We start from the raw sequence: 21,729 nt of genomic DNA on the forward strand, positions 1-21,729 counted from the left end.
GAGCACATGCGCGAACCCATCATCGCGGCCGCCGGCTGCCACGTCGCCGCGACCGAGCCGTCAGGCTGGGTCGCGCGCTGGTCGCATCTGGCGCCGGCGGACGGCGCGGTGCTCGACGTCGCCGCGGGCGGCGGCCGCCACGCGCGCTGGTTCGCGTCGCGCGGGCACGCCGTCGTCGCGCTCGATCGCGATGCTGCCGCGCTCGCGGCGCTGCGCACGATTCCCGGCGTGGACGTGCGCGAAGCCGATCTCGAAGGTGCGCCGTGGCCGTTGCCGGCCGGCGCGTCGTTTGCCGCGGTGGTCGTCACCCATTACCTGCATCGGCCGCTCTGGCCCCATCTGGTCGATGCGGTGGCGCCGGGCGGCGTGCTGATCTACGAAACCTTCGCGCAAGGAAACGAAACGGTCGGCAAGCCGTCCAATCCGGCATTCCTGCTCGCGCCGGGCGAGTTGCTGGACGCCGTGCGCGGGCATCTGCGGGTGGTCGCGTACGAGGACGGATTCGTCGCCGGGCCGCGCGCCGCGTTCGTTCAGCGCATCTGCGCGGTGCGCGAGTGCGCACCCGCGACGGCAGGGGCGGGAATTCCACGTTACGAACTGCGCGGCTAATCCGCTACAATCTCAACGTTTACCGGTACATCAATCAATCGCGTTTCATGGCTAACGGCACCCAAGACGGCATTCAAATCCGCGGCAGCATCCCCGCGATCGTCACCCCGATGCTCGAAGACGGCAGTCTCGATCTGCCGGCGTTCCGCAAACTGATCGACTGGCACATCGAGGAAGGTACCGATGCGCTGGTCGTGGTCGGCACGAGCGGCGAGTCGGCAACGCTCAACGTCGAAGAACACGTGCTGATGATCCGCACGGCGGTCGAGCATGCGGCCAAACGCATCCCGATCATCGCGGGCGCGGGCGGCAATTCGACCGCGGAGGCGATCGAGCTGACCAAGCAGGCGAAGGCGGTCGGCGCCGACGCGACGCTGCAGGTCGTGCCGTACTACAACAAGCCGACGCAGGAAGGGATGTACCGGCACTTCAAGGCGATCGCCGAAGCGGTCGACCTGCCGGTGATCCTGTACAACGTGCCGGGCCGCACGGTCGCGGATATGGCGCACGAGACGACGCTGCGCCTCGCGCAGGTGCCCGGCATCATCGGCATCAAGGAAGCGACGGGCAACATCGACCGTGCCGCGCACCTGATCAAGGCCGCCCCGAAGGGTTTCGCGATCTACAGCGGCGACGACCCGACCGCGATCGCGCTGATGCTGCTCGGCGGGCACGGCAACATCTCGGTGACGGCGAACGTCGCGCCGCGTGCGATGAGCGACCTGTGCCGCGCGGCGCTGGCCGGCGACGTGGCGACGGCGCGCACGCTGCACATGAAGCTGCTGTCGCTGCACAAGAACCTGTTCATCGAAGCGAACCCGATTCCGGTGAAATGGGCGCTGCAGGCGATGGGCAAGATGCAGGGCGGCATCCGCCTGCCGCTCACGCCGCTCGACGAGCGCTGCCACGACGCCGTGCGTTCGGCCCTCGTCGAGGCCGGCATCCTCGCCTGATGCGCGGGCGGCCGCGTCCTGCGGCCGCCGGCTCGACCCCTCATCAACCCGCACCGGCCGGCTCCGTCCGGCGCCGCTCCTGACGAGCGTTCTAGCAAGACGAAGGATTTCATGAAACGTTTCGCCTTTTCCTCACGCGCCATCCAGGTCTCGGTGATGACGCTGGCGCTGGGTGCGCTCGCCGGCTGCGATACGCTGAACGATTATCTGGCTCCCGACCGGGTCAACTACAAGAACACGGGCTCGGCGCCGCCGCTCGCGGTACCGAGCGACCTGAAGCCGGTGCCGACCACGCAGCAGTTCGTCGCGCCGCCGAGCAATGCGGGCCTCGGCACGCTGCCGCCGCGGGCGCAGACGGCCGCCGGCAATGCGACCGATGGCGTCCCGAGCGCGCAGGACCCGCTCGGCATGCACATCGAGCGCGACGGCGACCGCCGCTGGCTCGTCGTCGACGGCCGCACGCCCGAGCAGCTGTGGCCGATCCTGAAGGAGTTCTGGCAGGAGAACGGGTTCTCGCTGAAGACCGATGCGCCGTCGACGGGCATCATGGCCACCGATTGGGCCGAGAATCGCGCCAACATCCCGGACGACTGGTTCCGCCGCACGATCGGCAAGGTCATCGACTTCGCATATTCGTCGGGCACGCGCGATCGCTTCCGGACGCTCGTGAACCGCACGCCGGACGGCAACACCGACATCTCGATCACGCATAGCGCGATGGAAGAAATGATGGTCGGCCCGCAAGGCGGCACGTCGTCGCGCTGGGAGGAGCGGCCGCGCAATCCGGTGCTCGAGGCCGTATTCCTGTCGAAGCTGATGCAGAAGTTCGGCCTCACCGATGCGCAGGCGAAGCAACTGCTCGCCGACGCGCATCCGGCCACCGCGCCGGCTCAGGTCCGCGACACGAGCGGCGGCGCCGCGACGCTGCAACTCGCCGAATCGTTCGATCGCGCGTGGCTGCGCGTGGGTCTGGCGCTCGACCGGACCAACTTCGCCGTCGACAATCGCGACCGCGAGAAGGGCCTGTACACGGTTCGTTACGCGAACACGATGGAAGAGCTGAAGCGTGACGGCCTGTTCGGCAAGCTGTTCTACGGCGGCCCGTCGGCAGCCAAGCCGGGCAAGGAATATCTGGTCAACGTGCGTGCGCAGGGCAACGGCGGCACGCAGGTCGCGGTGGTCGACGCGAACGGCCAGGTCGACAATTCGTCGGACGCGCAGCGGATCATTTCGCTGTTGCACGCGCAACTGAACTAAGCGCGTGCGCTTCGCGAGCCTCGGTAGCGGCAGCGAAGGCAACGCGCTGGTCGTCGAAGTCGCGAGCGGCACGACGACCACGCGCGTGCTGCTCGACTGCGGTTTTTCTGCGAAGGAGGTCGAGCGCCGCCTCGGCCGCCTGAATCTCGGCGTCGACGATCTCGATGCGATCCTGATCACCCACGAGCACAGCGACCACGTCGGCAGCGCGTTGACGCTGGCGCGGCGCGCTTCGCTGCCGCTCTACATGAGCTGGGGCACGGCGCGCGCGGTGGGCGCGGACGAGGCCGATGTCGATCTGCACGTGCTGTGGGGCGACGAGACGGCCGCCATCCGCGATCTGGCTGTGATCCCCTATACGGTGCCGCACGACGCGCGCGAGCCGCTCCAGTTCGTCTTTATGGACGGTAGCCGCCGGCTCGGCGTGCTGACCGACGTCGGGATGGCCACGCCGCACATCACGACCGTGCTGAGCGGCTGCGACGCGCTGGTGCTCGAATCGAACCACGATACGGCGATGCTCGCCGGAAGCCGCTATCCGCAGTCGCTGAAGGCGCGGATCGGCGGCAGTCACGGCCATCTGAGCAACGATGCGGCGGCCGGCATTCTCGCCTCGCTCGAACGTAGCCGGCTGCGGCATCTGGTGGCCGCGCATCTGAGCCAGCAGAACAACCGTCCCGAACTGGCCCGCCAGGCGTTTGCGGGCGTGCTGGGCACCGATGGCGACGAGGTGGTCGTGGCGACGCAGGACGCGGGTTTCGACTGGCTGGCGCTCGACTGAGCGAGCGGGGGATAGCGCAAGGCGGCGGAGCGGGAGAGCAGAAGCGGCGCGCGTCAGCGCCCGGGCCGAATGGCCTTCGATGCGGTGCGCGATGCGCGCAAACCGCAGGCATAAAAAAACCGGCCCATCGGGCCGGTTTTTTTTCAGCTGACGCTGAGGCTTACTGGCTTGCGCCCGAAGCCGGAGCTGCCGAAGCAGCCGATGCCGGCGCAGCAGCAGCTGCGTCGCTTGCAGCAGCCGAAGCCGACGAAGCTGCAGCCGAAGCGTCGCTCGCAGCACCAGCAACTGCCGAAGCAGCCGACGAAGCAGCAGCAGCGGCGTCGCTAGCAGCCGACGAAGCAGCTTGATCAGCGCTCTTGTTGCAAGCAGCCAGTGCAACAGCAGCCAACAGGGAAGCTACGAGGAGGGATTTCTTCATGATCACGTCCTTTTATGGTTAAAGGTAAGCAACAGCGCGAAACAATACCGGTAATGTGCTCCAACACCGACCTGGGCCGCTGGTGGAGACGCACTTCTAGAGCGTGAATCTTCCCTACGGCTTGGGCGGAAATTATATGCACTTTCCTATCGACCGTCGACAAATGCGGGGTCAATACGTTGTCTTTCCCATACAAAATTTGATCTGCATGGGCATACGGGGTAGTCCACTAAATCCGGCTTCCGACCCGTATCCAGCCCGCACAATACCACTCGTGCAGTAAGGCTGTCATTGAGGGAACCCGGGATAGTGTTACAAACCGTTTCGCCTCCATGTGGCGCAGATTGGCCAGTTCGGGCAGCCATTCGCCGGCTTGCTCGAGCGGTTCCTCTTCGCCATTAATGAAGTACGAGCGCGCGTTATACATCAATGTGGCCCTTCTGTCGAGAGATACGCCGCGACGGGCAGCCTGCTTGACGAATGCCGCCTCCGACAGCGGGCGTGCCGGCGGCTCGAATACCACGTTGGATTTGGGCTCGCTCAGATAGCAGCCGAGGAATTCGGCGACGTCGCGCTTGCGCCAGCGGATCGCGTCGACGATCTCGGCGACGCGTTCGACCATCGCGGGCGGCAGCTCGGCCGGCGTGTCCACGGCCGGTTGCTTCGGGTCGCGGTACAGTTCGTCGCCGCGCGCGTCGCGCAGGCCGCCGCGTTCGGCGAGGTAGTACAGGAATTGTGCGCCGAGTTCGCCGGCCGACGGTGCCCGGAATCCGATCGAGCAGGTCATGCATTCGCCTTCGGCCACGCCGTCGTGTGCGATGTGCGGCGGCAGGTACAGCATGTCGCCCGGCTCCAACACCCATTCGTCGCTCGGCTCGAAATGCTCGAGGATCTTCAGCGGCACGTCCGGCAGCAGCGACAGGTCCTTCTGCGCGCCGATGCGCCAGCGGCGTCGGCCTTCGACCTGCAGCAGGAACACGTCGTACGAGTCGAAGTGCGGGCCGACACCGCCGCCGTCCGTCGCGTACGAAATCATCAGGTCGTCGAGCCGGGCGTCCGGAATGAAACGGAAGCGGTCGAGCAGGGCGCGCGCTGCGTCGACGTGCAGGTCGAGCCCCTGCACGAGCAGCGACCACGTCTTGCGCGATACGGCCGGCAGCGCGCCCGGTTCGAACGGCCCGTGCGCGAGTTGCCACTTGTTACGAAAATGCGTGATCAGACGCGATTCGGCGTCATAGTCTGCAGCCAGGTCGAACAGCGCATCGCGCGTGAGCGGCGGCTTCACGCCGGGAATCGCCTGGCGGATCAGCAGCGGTTTTTTCTGCCAGTAGCGGCGCATGAACTGCGCCGGCGTGAGACCGCCGAGCAGCGGTGTGGGAAGATCGGAAGGCGGCGCGCCGAATGGGGCGGCAGCGGCTTCCCGCGGTTCGGCTGGAGACCGGTTGCGCATCGTATAATGACAGTTGTAATTGGGAGAATTGGATGAAAATCGCAAAAAACACCGTCGTGTCGGTCGCTTACAAGCTGTCGGATGCGCAAGGCAATCTGATCGAGGAAAGCGACGAGCCGATGGTCTATCTGCACGGCGGCTATGATGGCACGTTCCCCAAGATCGAGGAACAGCTCGACGGCCAGGAGCCCGGCTACCAGGCGCAGGTTCAGCTCGAGCCGCAGGACGCGTTCGGCGACTACGATCCCGAACTCGTGAAGGTCGAGCCGCGCGATCGTTTTCCCGAACCGCTCGAAATCGGCATGCAGTTTGAAGGCACGCCGGAGGACGCCGACGAGGAAGTGGATTCGCTGATCTACACGGTCACCGACATCGCCGAAGACAAGGTCGTGCTCGACGGCAATCATCCGCTCGCCGGCATGGCGCTGCGCTTCGCACTCACCGTCAAGGACGTTCGCGAAGCGACCGAGGACGAGATCGAGCATGAGCACGCGCATGGCGCGGAAGGCCTCGAGATCGTCGACGAAGACGAGGACGAAGAGGAAGACGGCGACACGCCGTCAGGGCGCACCCTGCACTGAGCTGGCAGGCTGGCCGGACGCCGGCCCTGAAGCAGGGGGCGGCACCGGCCACGACGCGCCGGCCGGCGTCGTGCCGTCGCCCTGCAGCGGCGGCGCGACCGACGACGCATCGGGCAATGCCGGCAACGCGGGAATCTCGGGCATCTGCGGCAGCGGCACGTCGTTGCGCGGTGCGGCCGGCAGTGCAGGCGGAACCGGCACGTCTTTCGGCACGTCCTGCAGGCTCACGCTGAAGACGGTCTGCCGGGCCGGCGACACATTGACCTTCACCCACTGATGCGCCGGATGGCGCGGGCCGAACGCGACGCGCGTCACGTTGCCGATCAGTGCGCCATCGTCCGCATGCAGCGGGCGATCGATCAGAAAACCGTTCGCGAGCGGCTCGCCGCTCGCGTGCATCACGAGGATCGGGCCGCGGAATGTCGCGGCCGCCTTCACCAGCGCCCGTTTCAGTTCCCGAAAGCCGTCGCGTGCGCGCGGCCGGTTGAAGCGCAGCCACGCAAAGCGTTCGGCGCGTTCATAGCGATCGAACTGCGGGTCGCCTTCGAAGATCACCACCATCGCGCGCGCTTCGCGCCGCTTCGCGAATTCGGCCGCATGGTCGAGCCAGAAACCGTTCGCGATCACACGATCCTCGAATTCGCCGTTGCGGCCGCCGGCCGTCAGGAAATGGTTGTTCGGCGCCGGCGCGTTCAGCGCGACGTAGACGACGTCGTCGCGGATCCAGCGCGCGTTTTCGCGATATGGCCGGAACCGTGCGACTTCGCTTTCGCGCGTGATCGGCAGCGCGCCGGGATCGGGCAGCGCGGTGTCGGCAAGCAAGGTCTGCCGCAGGAAATCCAGCCGTTCGACGGGATCGTAACCGCCGCCGGCCGCGGTGCCGCACGTGACCCAGTCGTGGTTGCCGGGAATGAACACCAGAGGCACGCGCGTCGCGCTCAGGATTGCACCGCGCTGCGCATACAGCGAATCGCGGCACGCTTCCTTCGCGCCCTTGATGTCGCCCGCATAGACTACGAACGCGACGCTGCGTTCGCGTGCGATCGCTTCGAACAGCCGTTGCGCGGCCGGTTCGTCGGCCGGCACGTCGATCACGCTCGACACGACCGCGAACGAGTAGGGCGCCGCACCGCGTTTGGGCGTGGCCGCCAACGCGCCGGCCGTGGCGAGCGTGAGCGCCGCCACAGTCAGCGCGGCGGCAAGGCCGGCGCGCCGGCCCCGTGCAACGCGTTTATGCGTGCCCGTCGGCATCGTGCGAGCGGACGAGCGTCCGCAGTTCATACAGCAAGTCGAGCGCTTCGCGCGGCTTCAGGTCGTCGGGATCGATGTCGCGCAGCCGGTCGAGCGCCGGATGCGTGGCGTCGGACGGCGCCGGCGCGTCGGCGCATTCGACATCGTCGGCCGCCGCGGGCGGGGCGCTGAACAGGTCGAGCTGCGGCGTATGCTGGGCGGCCGACTGCTGCTCGAGATACGCGAGATGCTTGCGGGCCGCGCGGATCACCGGCGCCGGCACGCCCGCGAGCTGGGCGACCTGCAGCCCGTAGCTCTGGTTCGCCGGCCCCTCGTTGACCGCATGCAGGAACACGATGCCGTGGCCGTGCTCGACGGCCGACAGGTGGACGTTCGCCGCCTGCGGGAATTCGCTCGGCAGTTGCGTCAGCTCGAAGTAGTGCGTCGCGAACAGCGTGTAGCAGCCGTTCTGCGCCAGCAGATGACGCGCGATCGCCCATGCGAGTGCGAGGCCGTCGAACGTCGACGTGCCGCGCCCGATTTCATCCATCAGCACGAGACTTTGCGGCGTCGCGTCGTTGAGGATCGCCGCGGCTTCGGTCATCTCGACCATGAACGTCGAGCGGCCGCCCGCGAGGTCGTCGGCCGCGCCGATCCGCGTGAAGATGCGGTCGATCGGCCCGAAGCACGCCGACTTCGCCGGCACGTAGCTGCCGACGTACGCCATCAGCGCGATCAGCGCCGTCTGCCGCATGAACGTCGACTTACCGCCCATGTTCGGGCCGGTGATCAGCAGCAGCTTGCGATCGGCGCCGAACCGGCAGTCGTTCGCGATGAATTGCTCGACCTGCGCTTCGACGACCGGATGGCGGCCCTGCTCGATCTCGATGCCGATGTCGTCGGTGAAGGTGGGCGCAACCCAGTCGAGCGTGCGCGCACGTTCGGCGAAGGCCGCGAGCACGTCGAGCTCCGCGAGCGCCGACGCGACGCGCTGGCATTCGGGGATGAACGGCAGCAGCGCCTGCAGCACGCCGTCGTACAGCGCGCGCTCGCGAGCCAGCGCGCGCTCCTGCGCGGACAGCGCCTTGTCTTCGAAGGTCTTCAGCTCGGGCGTGATGTAGCGTTCGGCGTTCTTCAGCGTCTGGCGGCGGCGATAGTCGTCGGGCACCTTGTCGGTCTGGCCGCGCGTGACCTCGATGTAGAAGCCGTGCACCTTGTTGTATTCGACGCGCAGGTTCGCGATGCCCGTGCGTGCGCGCTCGCGCGCTTCGAGGTCGATCAGGAACTGACCGCAGTTCTCGGAGATGTCGCGCAGTTCGTCGAGCTCCGCATCGTAGCCGCGCGCGATCACGCCGCCGTCGCGCACCATCGCGGCCGGCTCGGGCGCGATCGCGCTCGTCAGCAGGTCGAGGCATTCGGCGGGCGGCGCGAGCGCCGCGTCGACACGGGTGAGCGCATCGGCGTTCGCGACGATCGCGCTGATGCGCTCGCGCAGTGCCGGCAGGGCGGCGAACGTGTCGCGCAGGCTAGACAGATCACGCGGCCGTGCGGACAACAGCGCGAGACGCCCGGTGATCCGTTCGACGTCGGCGATCTGGCGCAGCGCGCTGCGCAGTGCGTCGAGGTTTGCGTCGGCGGGCGCATCAAGCAGCGCGCCGATCGCTTGCTGGCGTGACTGCGCGGCGACCGATGCGCGCGGCGGGTGGTGCAGCCAGTGACGCAGCAGGCGGCTGCCCATCGTCGTGCAGCAGGTGTCGAGCAGCGAATACAGCGTCGGCGATTCGGTGCCGCGCAGCGTTTCGGTCAGCTCGAGGTTGCGGCGCGTCGCCGGATCGAGGCCGATGTATTCGGTTTCGCTTTCGACCTTCAGGCTGCGCACGTGCCGTAGCTGCTGGCCCTGCGTAGCTGCCGCATACAGCAGCAGCGCGCCGGCTGCGCCGCATGCGCTCGTCAGCGAATGGGCGCCGAAGCCGTCGAGGCCGGCAACGTCGAGCTGGTCGCACAGGCGCTGCGTGCCCGACGCGATGTCGAAGTGCCACGCCGGCACGCGCTTGACCGCGCCTGCGCCGGCCGGCACGGCGTCGGTCGCGCCGTCTGCGGTGAGAATTTCGGCCGGGCGGATGCGCTCGAGTGCCGCGCCGAGCTGGTCGGGTTCGATTTCGGCGAGCCGCAGCGCGCCGCTGGCGAGATTCAGCCACGCGAGGCCGATATTGACCGCGACGCCGCGCTTGTTGTGGCCGGTGCACATCGCCAGCAAATAGACGTCGTTCTTGTCCGACAGCAACGCCGCGTCGGTCAGCGTGCCGGGCGTGACGACGCGCACGACCTTGCGCTCGACCGGGCCCTTCGAGGTGGCCGGATCGCCGATCTGCTCGCAGATCGCGACCGATTCGCCCATCTTCACGAGCTTCGCCAGATACTGTTCGACCGCGTGGTGCGGGACGCCGGCCATCTTGATCGGGTTGCCCGCCGATGCGCCGCGCTGGGTAAGCGTCAGGTCGAGCAGACGCGCGGCTTTCTCGGCGTCTTCGAAGAACAGCTCGTAGAAGTCGCCCATCCGGTAGAAGACGAGCGTGTCCGGGTGGTCGGCCTTGATGCGCAAGTACTGCTGCATCATCGGGGTGTGGCCAGCAAAGGCCTCGGGCGACAGCGTGGTCATAGATCCGGCGTAAAGTTGTTGCTTGGGTTGCCCGAGTTTACCAGCGGCCCCGACCGACAAGCGCGAAGTTCACCGTTCGGCCAGTTGCGCGCATTCAGTGCGGGGCGTTTCCGGTCTGTCGACATCGCGCCCGATCACATACGATTCCACGGCGTGAACAACCAAGCAGGAGATCGGCGATGGAAGTCTTTTGGACGTTGAAGAGCATCCCCGAACTGGCGAATCTGTCGGCGCGCGACAGGCGCGTCAACTGGCGACGCGCGTATTTCCGTAGCTGGCGCCATTGGCAGACCTGGACCGGTTTGCTCGCGTGCGCCCTATGCGCGGCACTCGGGGCCGGGCTCGGCGCAACGGCGGGGCACCCGGTCGCGGGAGCGGCTGTCGGAGGCGCCGTGGGCGGATTCGTCTTCGGGCAAGCGGTGGTCCGTGTCGCGCGCGCCCATTACAGAAACGTGCTGCTCGGTCTTGACGATTAGCCGGATGACCGCGGCGGTGGTTCCACTGCGTGAAATCGCCGGCGATTACCGCACCGACGCCCGCATGACCGTTCGCTTGCCGCTTGACCGAGTATCGTGCGTATCGACCGATGATGGCCGACCGTCGAAAGCGCGAGCGCGGCGGTTCGCGTAACCGGCGCACGACGCACTCTCACGGAACGCGAACGTTCTGGAGCAGGGCCGCGACGGCATGACGATCGGCTCGGCGCCGCAGCCATCGCGCGCCGAGCCTGCCGCCGACGTCAGGACGCCTGCTTCGACATCAGATCGAGCGCCAGCGCCTGCGCGACTTCGATCCCGTCGATGGCCGCCGAGTAGATGCCGCCCGCATACCCGGCGCCTTCACCGGCCGGATACAGACCTTCGACGTTCACGCTCTGGTAATCGTCCTTGCGCCGAATGCGGATCGGCGACGACGTGCGCGTCTCCACGCCGGTGAGCACCGCATCGTGCATCGCGAAGCCGGCGATCTTTTTGTCGATCTGCGGCAGCGCTTCCCGAATCGCTTCGATCACGTAGTCGGGCAGCGCAGTGCTGAGATCGGTCGGCCGCACGCCCGGCTTGTACGACGGCACGACGGAGCCGAGCGACGTCGACGGCCGGCCCGCGATGAAATCGCCGACCAACTGGCCCGGTGCGCTGTAATCGCCGCCGCCGAGCTCGAACGCGCGTTCCTCCCATTTGCGCTGGAACGCGATGCCCGCGAGCGGGCCGCCCGGATAGTCTTCCGGCGTGATGCCGACGACGATCCCCGCGTTCGCGTTGCGCTCGGCGCGCGAATACTGGCTCATGCCGTTGGTGACCACGCGGCCGGGCTCGGAGGTCGCCGCGACGACCGTGCCGCCCGGGCACATGCAGAAGCTGTACACCGCGCGCCCGTTGCTGCAGTGGTGGACCACCTTGTAATCGGCCGCGCCGAGCTGCTTGTGGCCCGCGAACTTGCCGAACCGGCTGCGGTCGATCAAGCCCTGCGGATGCTCGATCCGGAAGCCGAGCGAGAACGGCTTCGCCTCGATGAACACGCCGCGATCGTGCAGCATCTGGAACGTGTCGCGCGCGCTGTGGCCGACGGCCAGCACCACGTGATCGCAGCGCAGCGTTTCGCCGTTCGACAGCTTCAGCGCGCGAACCTTGCCCTGCTCGATGTCGATGTCCTCGACGCGGGTTTCGAAGCGCACTTCGCCGCCGAGCGCGTGGATCGTCGCGCGCATCTTTTCCACCATGCTGACGAGGCGGAACGTGCCGATGTGCGGCCGGCTCAGATACAGGATGTCCTCCGGCGCGCCGGCCTTGACGAACTCGTCGAGCACCTTGCGGCCGTAGTGATGCGGATCCTTGATCTGGCTGTACAGCTTGCCGTCGGAGAACGTGCCGGCGCCGCCTTCGCCGAACTGCACGTTGGACTCGGGATTGAGGACGCTCTTGCGCCACAGTCCGAACGTGTCCTTGGTGCGCTCGCGCACGGCTTTGCCGCGTTCGAGGATGATCGGGCGAAAGCCCATCTGCGCGAGGATCAGCCCGGCAAAGAGCCCGCACGGCCCCATCCCGATCACCACCGGGCGCAGGAAGTTGCCGTGCTCGGGCGCCTTCGTCACGAAGTGGTACGTCATGTCGGGCGTGACGCCGCAATGCGGCGTGCCGGCGAGTCGCGGCAGCACGGCCGCTTCGTCCTTGACCTCGACATCGACGATGTAGGTGAGCTTGATGTCGGCGCGCTTGCGCGCATCGTGCGCACGGCGGAACACCGTGTAGCGCAGAAGCCCGTCTGCCGGCACGCCGAGCTCGTCGAGGCGCGCGCGGATGGCGGCCTCGAGAGCGCTCTCGGGGTGGTCGAGCGGGAGTTTGATTTCGCTTAGCCGTAACATGAGTATTCGGATACGGTCGCCACGAAGCCGTGGCGGTGTTGAAACAGGCGAGAGCCGGCGCGCAGGCGAGGCGGTGGCGCGAAAAGCCGCGCCGTGCGGGCGCGGCCCGAGCTTACTCCGCTGCCGGGTGCATGCGGCTGTAGCGGTTCAGGATCGGGATCATCTGCGCGTAGATCTTCGGGTTCGCGGCGACGATCTCGTGGCGATGCAGGAAGTCCGCGTCGCCCGTGTAGTTGCCCACGAGACCGCCGGCCTCGGTGATCAGCAGGCTACCCGCCGCCATGTCCCACACGTTGATGCCCTGCTCGAAGAACGCGTCGAGACGGCCGGCCGCGACGTTCGCGAGGTCGAGTGCGGCTGCGCCCGGGCGGCGCAGGCCCGTGCACGCTTGCGTCATCTCGGTGAACAGGCGCGCATACGCGTCGAGGCCGTCCTTCTCGCGGAACGGGAAGCCCGTGCCGACCAGCGCGTCGGCGAGGCGGTCGCGCCGGCCGACGCGAATGCGGCGGTCGTTCAGGTACGCGCCGCGGCCGCGGGTGGCCGTGAACAGGTCGTTGCGGTTCGGATCGTAGACGACGGCCTGCGTGACGACGCCCTTGTGCTCGAGCGCGATCGACACGCAGTAGTACGGGAAGCCGTGGATGAAGTTGGTGGTGCCGTCGAGCGGATCGATGATCCACTTGAACTCGGATTCGTTCTCCGATTCGCCCGATTCTTCCGCGAGGATCGCGTGGTCGGGGTAGGCGGTCTTCAGCGTCTCGATGATCGCCTCTTCGGCGGCCTTGTCCACTTCGGTGACGAAGTCGTTCTGCTGCTTCTTGCGGATCTCGATGAGGTCGAGATCGAGGGACGCACGATTGATGATCTGTCCGGCGCGGCGCGCAGCCTTGACAGCAATGTTGAGCATGGGATGCATGAGCCTGGATCCTGTAGCCGGCGGCACGGGCCGCCACGAAGTGGAACACACCGCCCGGAGCGGCGCAAACGTGCCGGGCGACATGAGACGCGAATTGACAAAGAGCGGGGTACGACCGCGGCGCACGGGATGCGACGCGTAAGCGCATGATTTTAGCCGATTTTCGCGCATTTCGGTGCGCCGCGATGCGAGGAAACCCCCACTAGCCATCCGGACGAGTGGGTTTGCCGGGGCGATGGCGATACCATACGGCCATTCCGATGAACCGAGTCGTATCGAGTGGAAACTCCGCAGAACCCCGCCATGCCGTCCGAACCGGACGCAGCCTCGTCCCTGCCGCCGTCCGGCGGTTTCACCTCCACCCGCTTCGTGCTCGTCGAGCCGAGCCATCCCGGCAACGTCGGGGCGGCCGCCCGCGCGCTGAAGACGATGGGTTTCTCGCGGCTCGTGCTGGTCGCGCCGCGCGTGCCGCACGTCCAGAGCGACCCCGAAGCGATCGCGATGGCGAGCGGCGCGGACGACGTCCTCGCCGGCGCGCACGTGGTGCCTACGCTCGGCGACGCGTTGTCGGGCGTGCACTGGTCGATCGCGCTGACCGCCCGCACGCGCGAGTACGGCCCGCCGCGGCTCGCGCCGCGCGCGGCGGCCGCGCAAGCGCGCGCGCAGGTCGGCGCCGGCGACATCGCGCTCGTATTCGGCAACGAGCGCACCGGCCTCGCCAACGAGCACGTCGAGCAGTGCAGCGCGCTCGCGCACATCCCGGCGAATCCGGCCTACAGCTCGCTGAATCTCGCGCAGGCGATCCAGGTGCTCGCCTATGAACTGCGCGTCGCGTTCCTGGAGCACGGCGGCGCGCAGTCGCAGCCGGTGCAGGCCGAGGTCGGCACGCTCGCGCAGAGCGACGAGATCGAACGAATGTATGGCCACCTCGAGCGCGCGCTGATCGCGCTCGATTTTCTCGATCCGCGCAATCCGAAGAAGCTGATGCCGCGGCTGCGGCGCCTGTTCGCGCGCACCGGTCTCGAGCGCGAGGAGGTCAACATTCTGCGCGGCGTCGCGAAGCATATCCTGCTGAAGACGGGCGCCCCGGACGGCGATGCGTGAGCCGCCGTCGCACGCGCCGCGCACGAATACCCGTGCCGGCGGCGGGGTGAACGCGCGCCCGCGTGCGACCGTATGCGAGTGGCCCTACAATCGCCGAACGTCATAAGCAAAGAACCCGGCGCGATAACGGCCGGGCATGGCCGGCGGGCGCGCCGGCCTTTCCAGCCCACACCAGATCATGTTCACTAGACTGCGCGAAGACGTTGCGACGATTCGCGAGCGGGACCCCGCCGCTCGCAGTGCCTGGGAAGTGCTCACCTGTTATCCGGGGCTGCACGCGCTCGTGCTGCATCGGTTCGCGCATGCCTGCTGGCGCGCGAAACGCTACTGGCTCGCGCGGTTCGCGTCGCAGCTCGGTCGCTTCTTGACGGGGATCGAAATCCATCCGGGCGCGACGCTCGGCCGGCGCGTCTTCATCGATCACGGGATGGGCGTCGTGATCGGCGAGACCGCGATCGTCGGCGACGACTGCACGATCTACCAGGGCGTGACGCTCGGCGGCACGTCGCTCACGCGCGGCGCGAAGCGCCATCCGACGCTCGAGGCCGGCGTGATCGTCGGCGCGGGGGCGAAGGTGCTCGGCGGGTTCACGGTCGGTGCGGGCGCGAAGATCGGTTCGAACGCGGTCGTCGTGAAGCCGGTGCCGGCGGGCGGCACCGCGGTCGGCAACCCGGCGCGCATCGTGATGCCGGCGCAACCGAAGCCGCAGCCCGAACGCGCGGCGTTCTGCGCGTACGGGATCACGCCGAACGCGGACGACCCGATGTCGCTCGCGATACACGGCCTGATCGATCATGCGGCGAAGGAAAGCCGGCGCGTCGACGAGATCGTCGCCGCGCTCGAGCAGCTCGGCACCCATCTGGAAACGCTACAGGGCGCGGACGCAGCGCGTCTCGATCTGCGCCGCCTGTCGGCCGTGCTGGAGGGGAAGTCGGTCGAGCGTCAAACGTGACGCGACCCGCGCGGGCGGTGAGCCAGCGATAGCCGTATCGCTTGGCCGGTCGATCGGTCAGTCGAGGTTGGCCGAGGTCAGTCGAGCGGCATCGCGTGGATGCCTTCGGCATCGACGCGCAGATAGCCGCCGCGCGGCATGCCGTGGTCGAGATCCCAGTCGGGCAGCACCCAGCGAATGCCGCCGGGCTCGGTGTGACGCGCGGGGCGATGCGTGTGGCCGTGAATGATCACGCTCGCGCGGCCTTTGCGGAACAGCGTGGCCACGCCGTCACGCGTGACGTCGTAGGCCGCTGAAACCGGGCGCATCCGGCCCGCTTCGCTGTTCGAGCGCATGCGTTGCGCGAGCGCGCGGCGCCAGCGAAACGGCCACGCGAGGAACAGCGCCTGCGCGACGCGATTGCGCGCGAAGCGCCTGAAGATCTGATAACGACGGTCGGCCGTGCATTGCGCGTCGCCGTGGGCCAGCACGATGCGTTGACCGAACGCCGTGATCAGCGCCGGGTCGGGCAGCAGCATCGCGCCGGCCGCCTTCATGAAGCGCCGGCCGAGCAGGAAATCGCGGTTGCCGTGCATCACGTAGAGCGCGATGCCGCGCTCGGAGAACGTGTGCATCAGTGCGGCCATGCGCGCCGCGAACGGATCGTCGTCGAGCACGTCGTCGCCGATCCAGTATTCGAACAGGTCGCCGAGGATGAACACCGAGTCGGCGCTGTCGGCGGTGTATTTCACGAAATGCTCGAACGCGGCGACCGTCTTCGGGATCGCGTCGCTCAGGTGCAGATCGGACAGGAACAGGAACGGGCGTGCGGCGTGCGCGTATTCGCGCTCACCCGGCACGCCCGCGGAGACGCTTCGCGGCGGACTCTCCTGCAGCATCGAAGTGCCTCCGTAGCAACCGTGCGTTAGACCACCACGGCCTTTTCGATCACGACGTCGTCGGCCGGCACGTCCTGGTGGAAGCCAGCGTTGCCCGTCTTCACGGCCTTGATCTTGTCGACCACGTCCTGGCCTTCGACGACCTTGCCGAACACCGCGTAGCCCCAGCCCTGCGGCGTCGGCGACGAGTGGTTCAGGAAGTCGTTGTCGTTCACGTTGATGAAGAACTGCGCGGTGGCCGAATGCGGATCGTTGGTGCGCGCCATCGCGATCGTGTACGTGTCGTTCTTCAGGCCGTTGTTCGCTTCGTTGTCGATCGGCGCGTCGGTCGGCTTTTGCTTCAGGCCCGGCTCGAAGCCGCCGCCCTGGATCATGAAGCCGTTGATCACGCGGTGGAACACCGTGCCGTCATAGTGGCCCTTCTTCACGTAGTTCAGGAAGTTCTCGACCGTCTTCGGTGCCTTCGCGGCGTCCAGCTCGAGCTTGATCACGCCGTGGTTCGTATGCAGTTCAACCATGATGAATTCCTTCGGTATGGCGGTTTAAATGGCACGCGGCCGGTCGTGCGACGCGGCCGCGTGTGGCGCCGGACGTGCCGGCAGGTGCTTATTTCGAGACGACGCTGGCCGATTCGATCACGACCGGCTGGGCCGGCACGTCCTGCATCGGGCCGCGCGAGGTCGTGGCCACGCCTTCGATCTTCTTCACGACGTCGAGGCCGGACACGACCTTGCCGAACACCGCATAGCCGTTGCCGTCCGGGTTCGGGTAGTCGAGGCCGCTGTTGTCGACGGTATTGATGAAGAACTGCGCGGTGGCCGAATTCGGATCGCTGGTGCGCGCCATCGCGATCGTGCCCGTCAGGTTCTTCAGACCATTGCGGCTTTCCAGCGGGATCGGCGCACGCGTCGGCTTTTCCTCGAAGTTGGTCTTGTAGCCGCCGCCCTGGATCATGAAGCCCTTGATCACGCGATGGAAGATCGTGCCGTTGTACTGGCCGGCCTTCACGTAATCGAGGAAGTTGGCGACCGTCTTCGGTGCCTTCTCCGGGTAGAGCTCGACGCGAATGTCGCCCTGCGAGGTCTTCAGCTGCACGACGGGGTGCGCGGTAGCCGATTGCGCAAAAGCAGGCGCGGTCGCGACAAGGGCGGCGCCGCCAAGCGCCAGCAACAGACGTTTCATTGCGATCCTCAGATGGGGAGGGAAGGGAGGCCGCGCCGCTTACTGCGACGGCGCGACGTACGGAGCGGCCAGCGCGCCGGACGGACCGTTGAACTGGAACGTCGGCGACAGCGGCAGCGTGGTGGTGCTGACGTTCGCGGCGGCGCGCTCGGTGTACGCGCGCGTGGACGGCGTGACCGCGCGTGCGTTGCCCGCCGTTTTCGGCGGCGTGACGATCTTCTGCAGATCGGCAAGGCGCTGCGCGGTTGCGCCGCTCGTGCGGCCGAGCGATTGCGCGCGCTTGTACGATTCGGCGGCGAGACGCAGGTACAGGTCGCCGAGGTTCTCGTACGCGAGCGAGTAGCTCGGGTTCGATTGCGTCGCGGTGACGAGCGCGCTGCGCGCTTCGTCGTAGCGGCCGTGCTTCGCGTACAGCGCCGCGAGGTTGTTGTACGGTTCGGGCAGTTCGGGGTACGCCTGCGTGATCGCGACGAACTGCTGGATCGCGTCGTCGTCGCGGTTCAGGCGTGCGAGCACCGTGCCGCGCTTGAACTGCGCCTGCACGTCGTGCGGATTCGCCGCAATGCGCGCATCGAGCTGCGCGAGCGCCTGTTGCCACTGCTTGCCGGAGATCGACGCGTCGATTTCGGGCGTGCCGTCGGCGATGGCGGGCGCTCTTTGCGCATGGGCTGCCGGGGCTGCGAAAAGCGTCAGCGCGACGCCCATGATGGCGGTTGCAACGAGGGTCGCAGCGCTCGGCGCGCGGCCGCGATGAGGTTTCATAGGCGTAAATCGGAATGTTATACTCCGAGCCATTCTAACAAAACGTCTGCGCGTTCCGGCGAGCGGCAGACAGTCTTTCTTTGCCTCTCGTGGCCGTCACCGCTGTGCTTGCAGCCTGACCGCCCCATGTGATATCGAGGACGTCCGGCGTCATGCCGCGGCAGGTGGTCCGTCCGTTTCGCATGCAGGGCGAGCTTCGCCAGGGCGGTTTCCTTCGGCTCACGGTTCATCTCTATGGAATCACTGCGCATCTACAACACGCTCGCGCGTGACAAGCAAGTTTTCGTGCCGCGCCAGCCCGGCGAAGTGCGAATGTACGTATGCGGGATCACCGTCTACGACTATTGTCACGTGGGCCACGCGCGCATGCTGGTCGTGTTCGACCTCGTCCAGCGCTGGCTGCGTGCGATCGGCTACCGGGTCACGTACGTGCGCAACATCACCGACGTCGACGACAAGATCATCCGCCGCGCGGTCGAGAACGGCGAGTCGATCAAGTCGCTGACCGACCGCTTCATCGGCGCGATGCACGACGATGAAGCGGCGCTCGGCATCCAGCGGCCCGATATCGAGCCGCGCGCGACGCAGTTCATTCCGCAGATGCTCGGGATGATCGAGCAGCTCGAGGCGAACGGCTACGCGTATCAGGCGAGCGACGGCGACGTCAATTATTCGGTCCGCAAGTTCGCGAACTACGGGAAGCTGTCCGGCAAGTCGCTCGACGATCTGCGCGCGGGCGAACGCGTGGCCGCCAACGACGCGAAGGAAGATCCGCTCGATTTCGTGTTGTGGAAGCGCGCGAAAGCTGAGGACCCCGAAGGCGCATCGTGGGCATCGAAATACGGGATGGGCCGGCCGGGCTGGCACATCGAGTGCTCCGCGATGGGCTGCACATTGCTCGGCGAGCATTTCGACATCCACGGCGGCGGGCAGGATCTGCAATTCCCGCACCACGAGAACGAGATTGCGCAGAGCGAAGGCGCGACCGGTCAGACGTTCGTCAATTACTGGATGCACAACGGCTTCGTGCAGGTCGACAACGAGAAGATGTCGAAATCGCTCGGCAACTTCTTCACGATCCGCGAAGTGCTCGAGCGGTACGACGCCGAGGTCATGCGCTTCTTCATCGTGCGCACGCACTACCGGTCGCCGCTGAACTACAGCGACGTGCACCTCGACGATGCGCGCGCGTCGCTCACGCGTCTGTATACGGCGCTGAAGGACGTCGAGCCCGATGCGCTCGCGCTCGACTGGAACGAGCCTTACGCGCAGCGGTTCGCGGCCGCGATGAACGACGACATCAATACGCCGGTGGCGGTGGCGACGTTGTTCGAGCTCGCGGGCGAGGTCAACCGCACGCGCGATGCATCGCTCGCGCGGCAACTGAAACAACTGGCGGGCCTGCTGGGCCTGCTCGGCCGCGAGCCGCGCGCGTTCCTGCAGCAGGGCGCCGGCTCCGCGCAGGCGGGCGCGCTCGCAGCCGACGAAATCGAAGCGAGGATCGCCGCGCGCGTCGCGGCGAAACAAGCGAAGGACTATGCCGAAGCGGACCGGATTCGGGCGGAATTGCTCGAGGCCGGCATCGCACTTGAAGACAAACCGGGCGGATCGACCGAATGGCGTCGCGTATGAGCGCGGCGCGTTCCACTGATCGATCCGTCGGGTAGGAGGCAAGATGGCAACGGCCAGAAAAGCGCCGGTCAGGCGTGCGACTCCGCTCGCCGCGCGTCCGGCAGCCAAGCGCGGCTCGGCGGCGAAGTCGGACGCGACGCGCGCCGTGCTGAACGGCGCGCTCAACGGTCATGCGAAGCCGGTGCGCGCGAAAGGCGTCGACCCGGCTCAGCCGGAAACCACGTCGGCGGCTGCCGACACGGCTCGCAAGGTGCGCGCATCCGACGATGCGGGCAGCGCCGACGTCGTGCGTCCCGCATACTGGGACAAGGCATGCGCCGATCTCGTCAAGCGCGACCGCATTCTGAAGAAGCTGATCCCGAAGTTCGGCCCGGCGCATCTCGTGAAGCGCGGCGAGCCGTTCGTCACGCTCGCGCGCTCGGTCGTCGGCCAGCAGATTTCGGTGCCGTCGGCGCAGGCGCTGTGGGCGCGCATCGAGGATGCGTGTCCGAAGCTCGCGCCGCAACCGGTGATCCGGCTCGGCGCGGACAAGCTGATCGCGTGCGGCCTGTCGAAGCGCAAGACCGAATACATTCTCGATCTCGCGCAGCACTTCGTGTCGGGCGCGCTGCATGTCGACAAATGGACGTCGATGGACGACGAGGACGTGATCGCGGAACTCACGCAGATCCGCGGCATCAGCCGCTGGACGGCCGAGATGTTCCTGATCTTCAACCTGTCGCGTCCGGATGTCCTGCCGCTCGACGATCCTGGCCTGATCCGTGCGATTAGCGTCAACTACTTCAGCGGAGAGCCCGTCACGCGCAGCGAAGCGCGCGAAGTGGCCGCCAACTGGGAGCCGTGGCGTACCGTCGCGACCTGGTACATGTGGCGCAGCCTCGACGTGCCCGATGGCGACGTCGATTGACGTCTATCAGGTTTTAAACATCAATAGTTGAGAACCGGTTTTGCGCATCGCCCGCGCGGGTAGAATACGCGCTGCCGCAAGACCCAAGGATTCGAACACATGAAGACCACGTTTCTGGATTTCGAACAGCCGATCGCCGAACTCGAGGCCAAGATCGAAGAACTGCGGTTCGTGCAGGACGACTCGGCTGTCGATATTTCGGAAGAAATCGAGCGGTTGTCGAAGAAGAGCCAGCAACTGACGAAGGATCTGTACGCGAACCTGTCGCCGTGGCAGGTCTCGCAGATCGCGCGACATCCGCAGCGTCCGTACACGCTCGACTACGTTGCCGAACTGTTCACCGATTTCCACGAATTGCACGGCGACCGCGCATACGCGGACGACGTTTCGATCGTCGGCGGTCTCGCCCGCTTCGGCGGTCATCCGTGCATGGTGATCGGCCACCAGAAGGGGCGCGACACGAAGGAACGTGCGGCGCGCAACTTCGGGATGCCGCGTCCGGAAGGCTATCGCAAGGCCGAACGGCTGATGCGGCTCGCCGAGAAGTTCGGGCTGCCGATCTTCACGTTCGTCGACACGCCGGGCGCGTACCCGGGCATCGGCGCGGAAGAGCGCGGCCAGTCCGAGGCGATCGGCCGCAACCTGTACGTGATGGCCGAGCTGAAGACGCCGATCATCACGACGGTGATCGGCGAGGGCGGTTCGGGCGGCGCGCTCGCGATCGCCGTGGGCGATACCGTGATGATGTTGCAGTTCTCGACCTATTCGGTGATCTCGCCGGAAGGCTGCGCGTCGATCCTGTGGAAGAGCGCGGCGAAGGCGCCCGAGGCGGCGGAAGCGCTGGGCTTGACCGCACATCGACTGAAGGCGCTCGGCCTGATCGACAAGATCATCAACGAGCCGCTCGGCGGCGCGCACCGCGATCCTAAGGGCATGGCCGCGTTGCTGCGCCGTGCGCTCGCCGATTCGCTGCGCCAGTTCCAGGGCATGAGCATCGACGCGCTGCGCGAGCGCCGCTTCGAGCGCCTGATGGCCTACGGCAAGTTCAAGGAAACCACACCCGGCGCATGACCGGCGTGTTCACATCGCGCGCCGT

At 67.0% G+C, this 21,729-nt stretch carries 22 protein-coding genes; 12 read left to right on the forward strand and 10 right to left on the reverse strand.

Annotation, left to right across the window (positions count from 1 at the left end; genetic code table 11):
- Window positions 1–6 precede the first annotated feature (6 nt).
- The 5 genes from AK36_RS18830 to AK36_RS33985 all read left to right on the forward strand — a co-directional run bounded on the left by AK36_RS18830 (window position 7) and on the right by AK36_RS33985 (window position 3,927).
- Window positions 7–609 carry a class I SAM-dependent methyltransferase gene (locus AK36_RS18830; protein ID WP_011885385.1) on the forward strand — a complete coding sequence of 201 codons (603 nt, stop codon included), beginning with the start codon at window positions 7–9 and terminating at the stop codon, window positions 607–609.
- Between the two features lie 47 nt (window positions 610–656).
- Window positions 657–1,562 (forward strand): 4-hydroxy-tetrahydrodipicolinate synthase, encoded by a 906-nt coding sequence (gene dapA, locus AK36_RS18835; RefSeq protein WP_045578960.1) that lies wholly within the window; start codon window positions 657–659, stop codon window positions 1,560–1,562.
- A gap of 111 nt (window positions 1,563–1,673) precedes the next feature.
- A complete protein-coding gene (bamC, locus tag AK36_RS18840) occupies window positions 1,674–2,819 on the forward strand; it encodes an outer membrane protein assembly factor BamC (protein ID WP_045578961.1) in 1,146 nt (381 codons plus the stop codon).
- A 4-nt stretch (window positions 2,820–2,823) separates the two neighbouring features.
- Entirely contained in the window at window positions 2,824–3,600 is a 777-nt protein-coding gene (locus AK36_RS18845) for an MBL fold metallo-hydrolase (RefSeq protein WP_011885382.1), read from the forward strand.
- Window positions 3,601–3,768: 168 nt separating this feature from the next.
- Window positions 3,769–3,927 carry a hypothetical protein gene (locus AK36_RS33985; RefSeq protein WP_014723266.1) on the forward strand — a complete coding sequence of 53 codons (159 nt, stop codon included), beginning with the start codon at window positions 3,769–3,771 and terminating at the stop codon, window positions 3,925–3,927.
- A 20-nt stretch (window positions 3,928–3,947) separates the two neighbouring features.
- On the opposite strand, the gene AK36_RS34745 is transcribed toward AK36_RS33985, so the two are convergent.
- The gene (locus AK36_RS34745; protein WP_011657350.1) at window positions 3,948–4,193 is read right to left on the reverse strand and encodes a hypothetical protein; all 246 of its coding nucleotides are present in this window, start codon (window positions 4,191–4,193) and stop codon (window positions 3,948–3,950) included.
- Window positions 4,194–4,247: 54 nt separating this feature from the next.
- Entirely contained in the window at window positions 4,248–5,468 is a 1,221-nt protein-coding gene (locus AK36_RS18850; RefSeq protein ID WP_045578962.1) for a cupin domain-containing protein, read from the reverse strand.
- Between the two features lie 32 nt (window positions 5,469–5,500).
- Here AK36_RS18850 and AK36_RS18855 point away from each other — a divergent pair, with 32 nt between their 5' ends.
- Complete coding sequence (locus AK36_RS18855; protein ID WP_011885380.1) at window positions 5,501–6,049, forward strand: FKBP-type peptidyl-prolyl cis-trans isomerase; 549 nt, start codon at window positions 5,501–5,503, stop codon at window positions 6,047–6,049.
- Here AK36_RS18855 and AK36_RS18860 read toward each other — a convergent pair.
- Window positions 6,029–7,300, reverse strand: coding sequence for a metallophosphoesterase (locus AK36_RS18860; protein WP_034192438.1), 1,272 nt, complete (start codon window positions 7,298–7,300; stop codon window positions 6,029–6,031). The genes AK36_RS18855 and AK36_RS18860 overlap by 21 nt on opposite strands.
- Window positions 7,281–9,938, reverse strand: coding sequence for a DNA mismatch repair protein MutS (gene mutS / locus AK36_RS18865; protein ID WP_034192439.1), 2,658 nt, complete (start codon window positions 9,936–9,938; stop codon window positions 7,281–7,283). Before mutS ends, AK36_RS18860 begins: the two co-directional genes overlap by 20 nt.
- 179 nt (window positions 9,939–10,117) lie before the next feature.
- Between mutS and AK36_RS18870 the strand changes: the two genes are divergently transcribed.
- Entirely contained in the window at window positions 10,118–10,414 is a 297-nt protein-coding gene (locus AK36_RS18870) for a hypothetical protein (protein WP_045578963.1), read from the forward strand.
- A gap of 263 nt (window positions 10,415–10,677) precedes the next feature.
- Here the strand turns inward: AK36_RS18870 and AK36_RS18875 are convergent, their stop codons facing one another.
- Entirely contained in the window at window positions 10,678–12,300 is a 1,623-nt protein-coding gene (locus AK36_RS18875) for an NAD(P)/FAD-dependent oxidoreductase (RefSeq protein ID WP_045578964.1), read from the reverse strand.
- Between the two features lie 112 nt (window positions 12,301–12,412).
- Window positions 12,413–13,216: an inositol monophosphatase family protein gene (locus tag AK36_RS18880; protein ID WP_011885205.1), complete on the reverse strand. Its 804-nt coding sequence runs from the start codon at window positions 13,214–13,216 to the stop codon at window positions 12,413–12,415.
- A 279-nt stretch (window positions 13,217–13,495) separates the two neighbouring features.
- Between AK36_RS18880 and AK36_RS18885 the strand changes: the two genes are divergently transcribed.
- Window positions 13,496–14,320: an RNA methyltransferase gene (locus AK36_RS18885; protein ID WP_014723261.1), complete on the forward strand. Its 825-nt coding sequence runs from the start codon at window positions 13,496–13,498 to the stop codon at window positions 14,318–14,320.
- Window positions 14,321–14,498: 178 nt separating this feature from the next.
- Window positions 14,499–15,272: a serine O-acetyltransferase gene (gene cysE, locus AK36_RS18890; protein WP_011885203.1), complete on the forward strand. Its 774-nt coding sequence runs from the start codon at window positions 14,499–14,501 to the stop codon at window positions 15,270–15,272.
- A 77-nt stretch (window positions 15,273–15,349) separates the two neighbouring features.
- Here cysE and AK36_RS18895 read toward each other — a convergent pair whose 3' ends face one another.
- The 4 genes from AK36_RS18895 to AK36_RS18910 all read right to left on the reverse strand — a co-directional run bounded on the left by AK36_RS18895 (window position 15,350) and on the right by AK36_RS18910 (window position 18,094).
- Window positions 15,350–16,150 carry a UDP-2,3-diacylglucosamine diphosphatase gene (locus AK36_RS18895; protein WP_045578965.1) on the reverse strand — a complete coding sequence of 267 codons (801 nt, stop codon included), beginning with the start codon at window positions 16,148–16,150 and terminating at the stop codon, window positions 15,350–15,352.
- Between the two features lie 26 nt (window positions 16,151–16,176).
- A complete protein-coding gene (locus tag AK36_RS18900) occupies window positions 16,177–16,668 on the reverse strand; it encodes a peptidylprolyl isomerase (RefSeq protein WP_011885201.1) in 492 nt (163 codons plus the stop codon).
- A gap of 88 nt (window positions 16,669–16,756) precedes the next feature.
- Window positions 16,757–17,332, reverse strand: a complete 576-nt coding sequence (locus tag AK36_RS18905; RefSeq protein ID WP_014723258.1) for a peptidylprolyl isomerase — start codon at window positions 17,330–17,332, stop codon at window positions 16,757–16,759.
- A 39-nt stretch (window positions 17,333–17,371) separates the two neighbouring features.
- Entirely contained in the window at window positions 17,372–18,094 is a 723-nt protein-coding gene (locus tag AK36_RS18910) for a tetratricopeptide repeat protein (protein ID WP_060044880.1), read from the reverse strand.
- Window positions 18,095–18,328: 234 nt separating this feature from the next.
- On the opposite strand from AK36_RS18910, the gene cysS reads away from it, so the two are divergent.
- The 3 genes from cysS (at window position 18,329) to AK36_RS18925 (ending at window position 21,704) form a co-directional block, all read left to right on the forward strand.
- Window positions 18,329–19,726 carry a cysteine--tRNA ligase gene (cysS, locus tag AK36_RS18915; RefSeq protein WP_014723256.1) on the forward strand — a complete coding sequence of 466 codons (1,398 nt, stop codon included), beginning with the start codon at window positions 18,329–18,331 and terminating at the stop codon, window positions 19,724–19,726.
- A gap of 43 nt (window positions 19,727–19,769) precedes the next feature.
- Entirely contained in the window at window positions 19,770–20,633 is an 864-nt protein-coding gene (locus AK36_RS18920) for a DNA-3-methyladenine glycosylase family protein (protein WP_045578966.1), read from the forward strand.
- A 99-nt stretch (window positions 20,634–20,732) separates the two neighbouring features.
- Window positions 20,733–21,704 (forward strand): acetyl-CoA carboxylase carboxyltransferase subunit alpha, encoded by a 972-nt coding sequence (locus tag AK36_RS18925; protein WP_011885196.1) that lies wholly within the window; start codon window positions 20,733–20,735, stop codon window positions 21,702–21,704.
- Window positions 21,705–21,729 lie beyond the last annotated feature (25 nt).

Source organism: Burkholderia vietnamiensis LMG 10929 (genome assembly GCF_000959445.1).
GTDB classification, from domain to species: Bacteria; Pseudomonadota; Gammaproteobacteria; order Burkholderiales; family Burkholderiaceae; genus Burkholderia; species Burkholderia vietnamiensis.

What these genes read in the sequence shown, in the direction of transcription:
- AK36_RS18830 (WP_011885385.1), top strand. Translation starts at nt 7, where the DNA reads ATGCGCGAACCCATCATCGCGGCCGCCGGCTGCCACGTCGCCGCGACC.
- dapA (WP_045578960.1), top strand. Translation starts at nt 657, where the DNA reads ATGGCTAACGGCACCCAAGACGGCATTCAAATCCGCGGCAGCATCCCC.
- bamC (WP_045578961.1), top strand. Translation starts at nt 1,674, where the DNA reads ATGAAACGTTTCGCCTTTTCCTCACGCGCCATCCAGGTCTCGGTGATG.
- AK36_RS18850 (WP_045578962.1), bottom strand. Translation starts at nt 5,468, where the DNA reads ATGCGCAACCGGTCTCCAGCCGAACCGCGGGAAGCCGCTGCCGCCCCA.
- AK36_RS18855 (WP_011885380.1), top strand. Translation starts at nt 5,501, where the DNA reads ATGAAAATCGCAAAAAACACCGTCGTGTCGGTCGCTTACAAGCTGTCG.
- AK36_RS18860 (WP_034192438.1), bottom strand. Translation starts at nt 7,300, where the DNA reads ATGCCGACGGGCACGCATAAACGCGTTGCACGGGGCCGGCGCGCCGGC.
- mutS (WP_034192439.1), bottom strand. Translation starts at nt 9,938, where the DNA reads ATGACCACGCTGTCGCCCGAGGCCTTTGCTGGCCACACCCCGATGATG.
- AK36_RS18870 (WP_045578963.1), top strand. Translation starts at nt 10,118, where the DNA reads ATGGAAGTCTTTTGGACGTTGAAGAGCATCCCCGAACTGGCGAATCTG.
- AK36_RS18875 (WP_045578964.1), bottom strand. Translation starts at nt 12,300, where the DNA reads ATGTTACGGCTAAGCGAAATCAAACTCCCGCTCGACCACCCCGAGAGC.
- AK36_RS18880 (WP_011885205.1), bottom strand. Translation starts at nt 13,216, where the DNA reads ATGCATCCCATGCTCAACATTGCTGTCAAGGCTGCGCGCCGCGCCGGA.
- cysE (WP_011885203.1), top strand. Translation starts at nt 14,499, where the DNA reads ATGTTCACTAGACTGCGCGAAGACGTTGCGACGATTCGCGAGCGGGAC.
- AK36_RS18895 (WP_045578965.1), bottom strand. Translation starts at nt 16,150, where the DNA reads ATGCTGCAGGAGAGTCCGCCGCGAAGCGTCTCCGCGGGCGTGCCGGGT.
- AK36_RS18900 (WP_011885201.1), bottom strand. Translation starts at nt 16,668, where the DNA reads ATGGTTGAACTGCATACGAACCACGGCGTGATCAAGCTCGAGCTGGAC.
- AK36_RS18905 (WP_014723258.1), bottom strand. Translation starts at nt 17,332, where the DNA reads ATGAAACGTCTGTTGCTGGCGCTTGGCGGCGCCGCCCTTGTCGCGACC.
- AK36_RS18910 (WP_060044880.1), bottom strand. Translation starts at nt 18,094, where the DNA reads ATGAAACCTCATCGCGGCCGCGCGCCGAGCGCTGCGACCCTCGTTGCA.
- cysS (WP_014723256.1), top strand. Translation starts at nt 18,329, where the DNA reads ATGGAATCACTGCGCATCTACAACACGCTCGCGCGTGACAAGCAAGTT.
- AK36_RS18920 (WP_045578966.1), top strand. Translation starts at nt 19,770, where the DNA reads ATGGCAACGGCCAGAAAAGCGCCGGTCAGGCGTGCGACTCCGCTCGCC.
- AK36_RS18925 (WP_011885196.1), top strand. Translation starts at nt 20,733, where the DNA reads ATGAAGACCACGTTTCTGGATTTCGAACAGCCGATCGCCGAACTCGAG.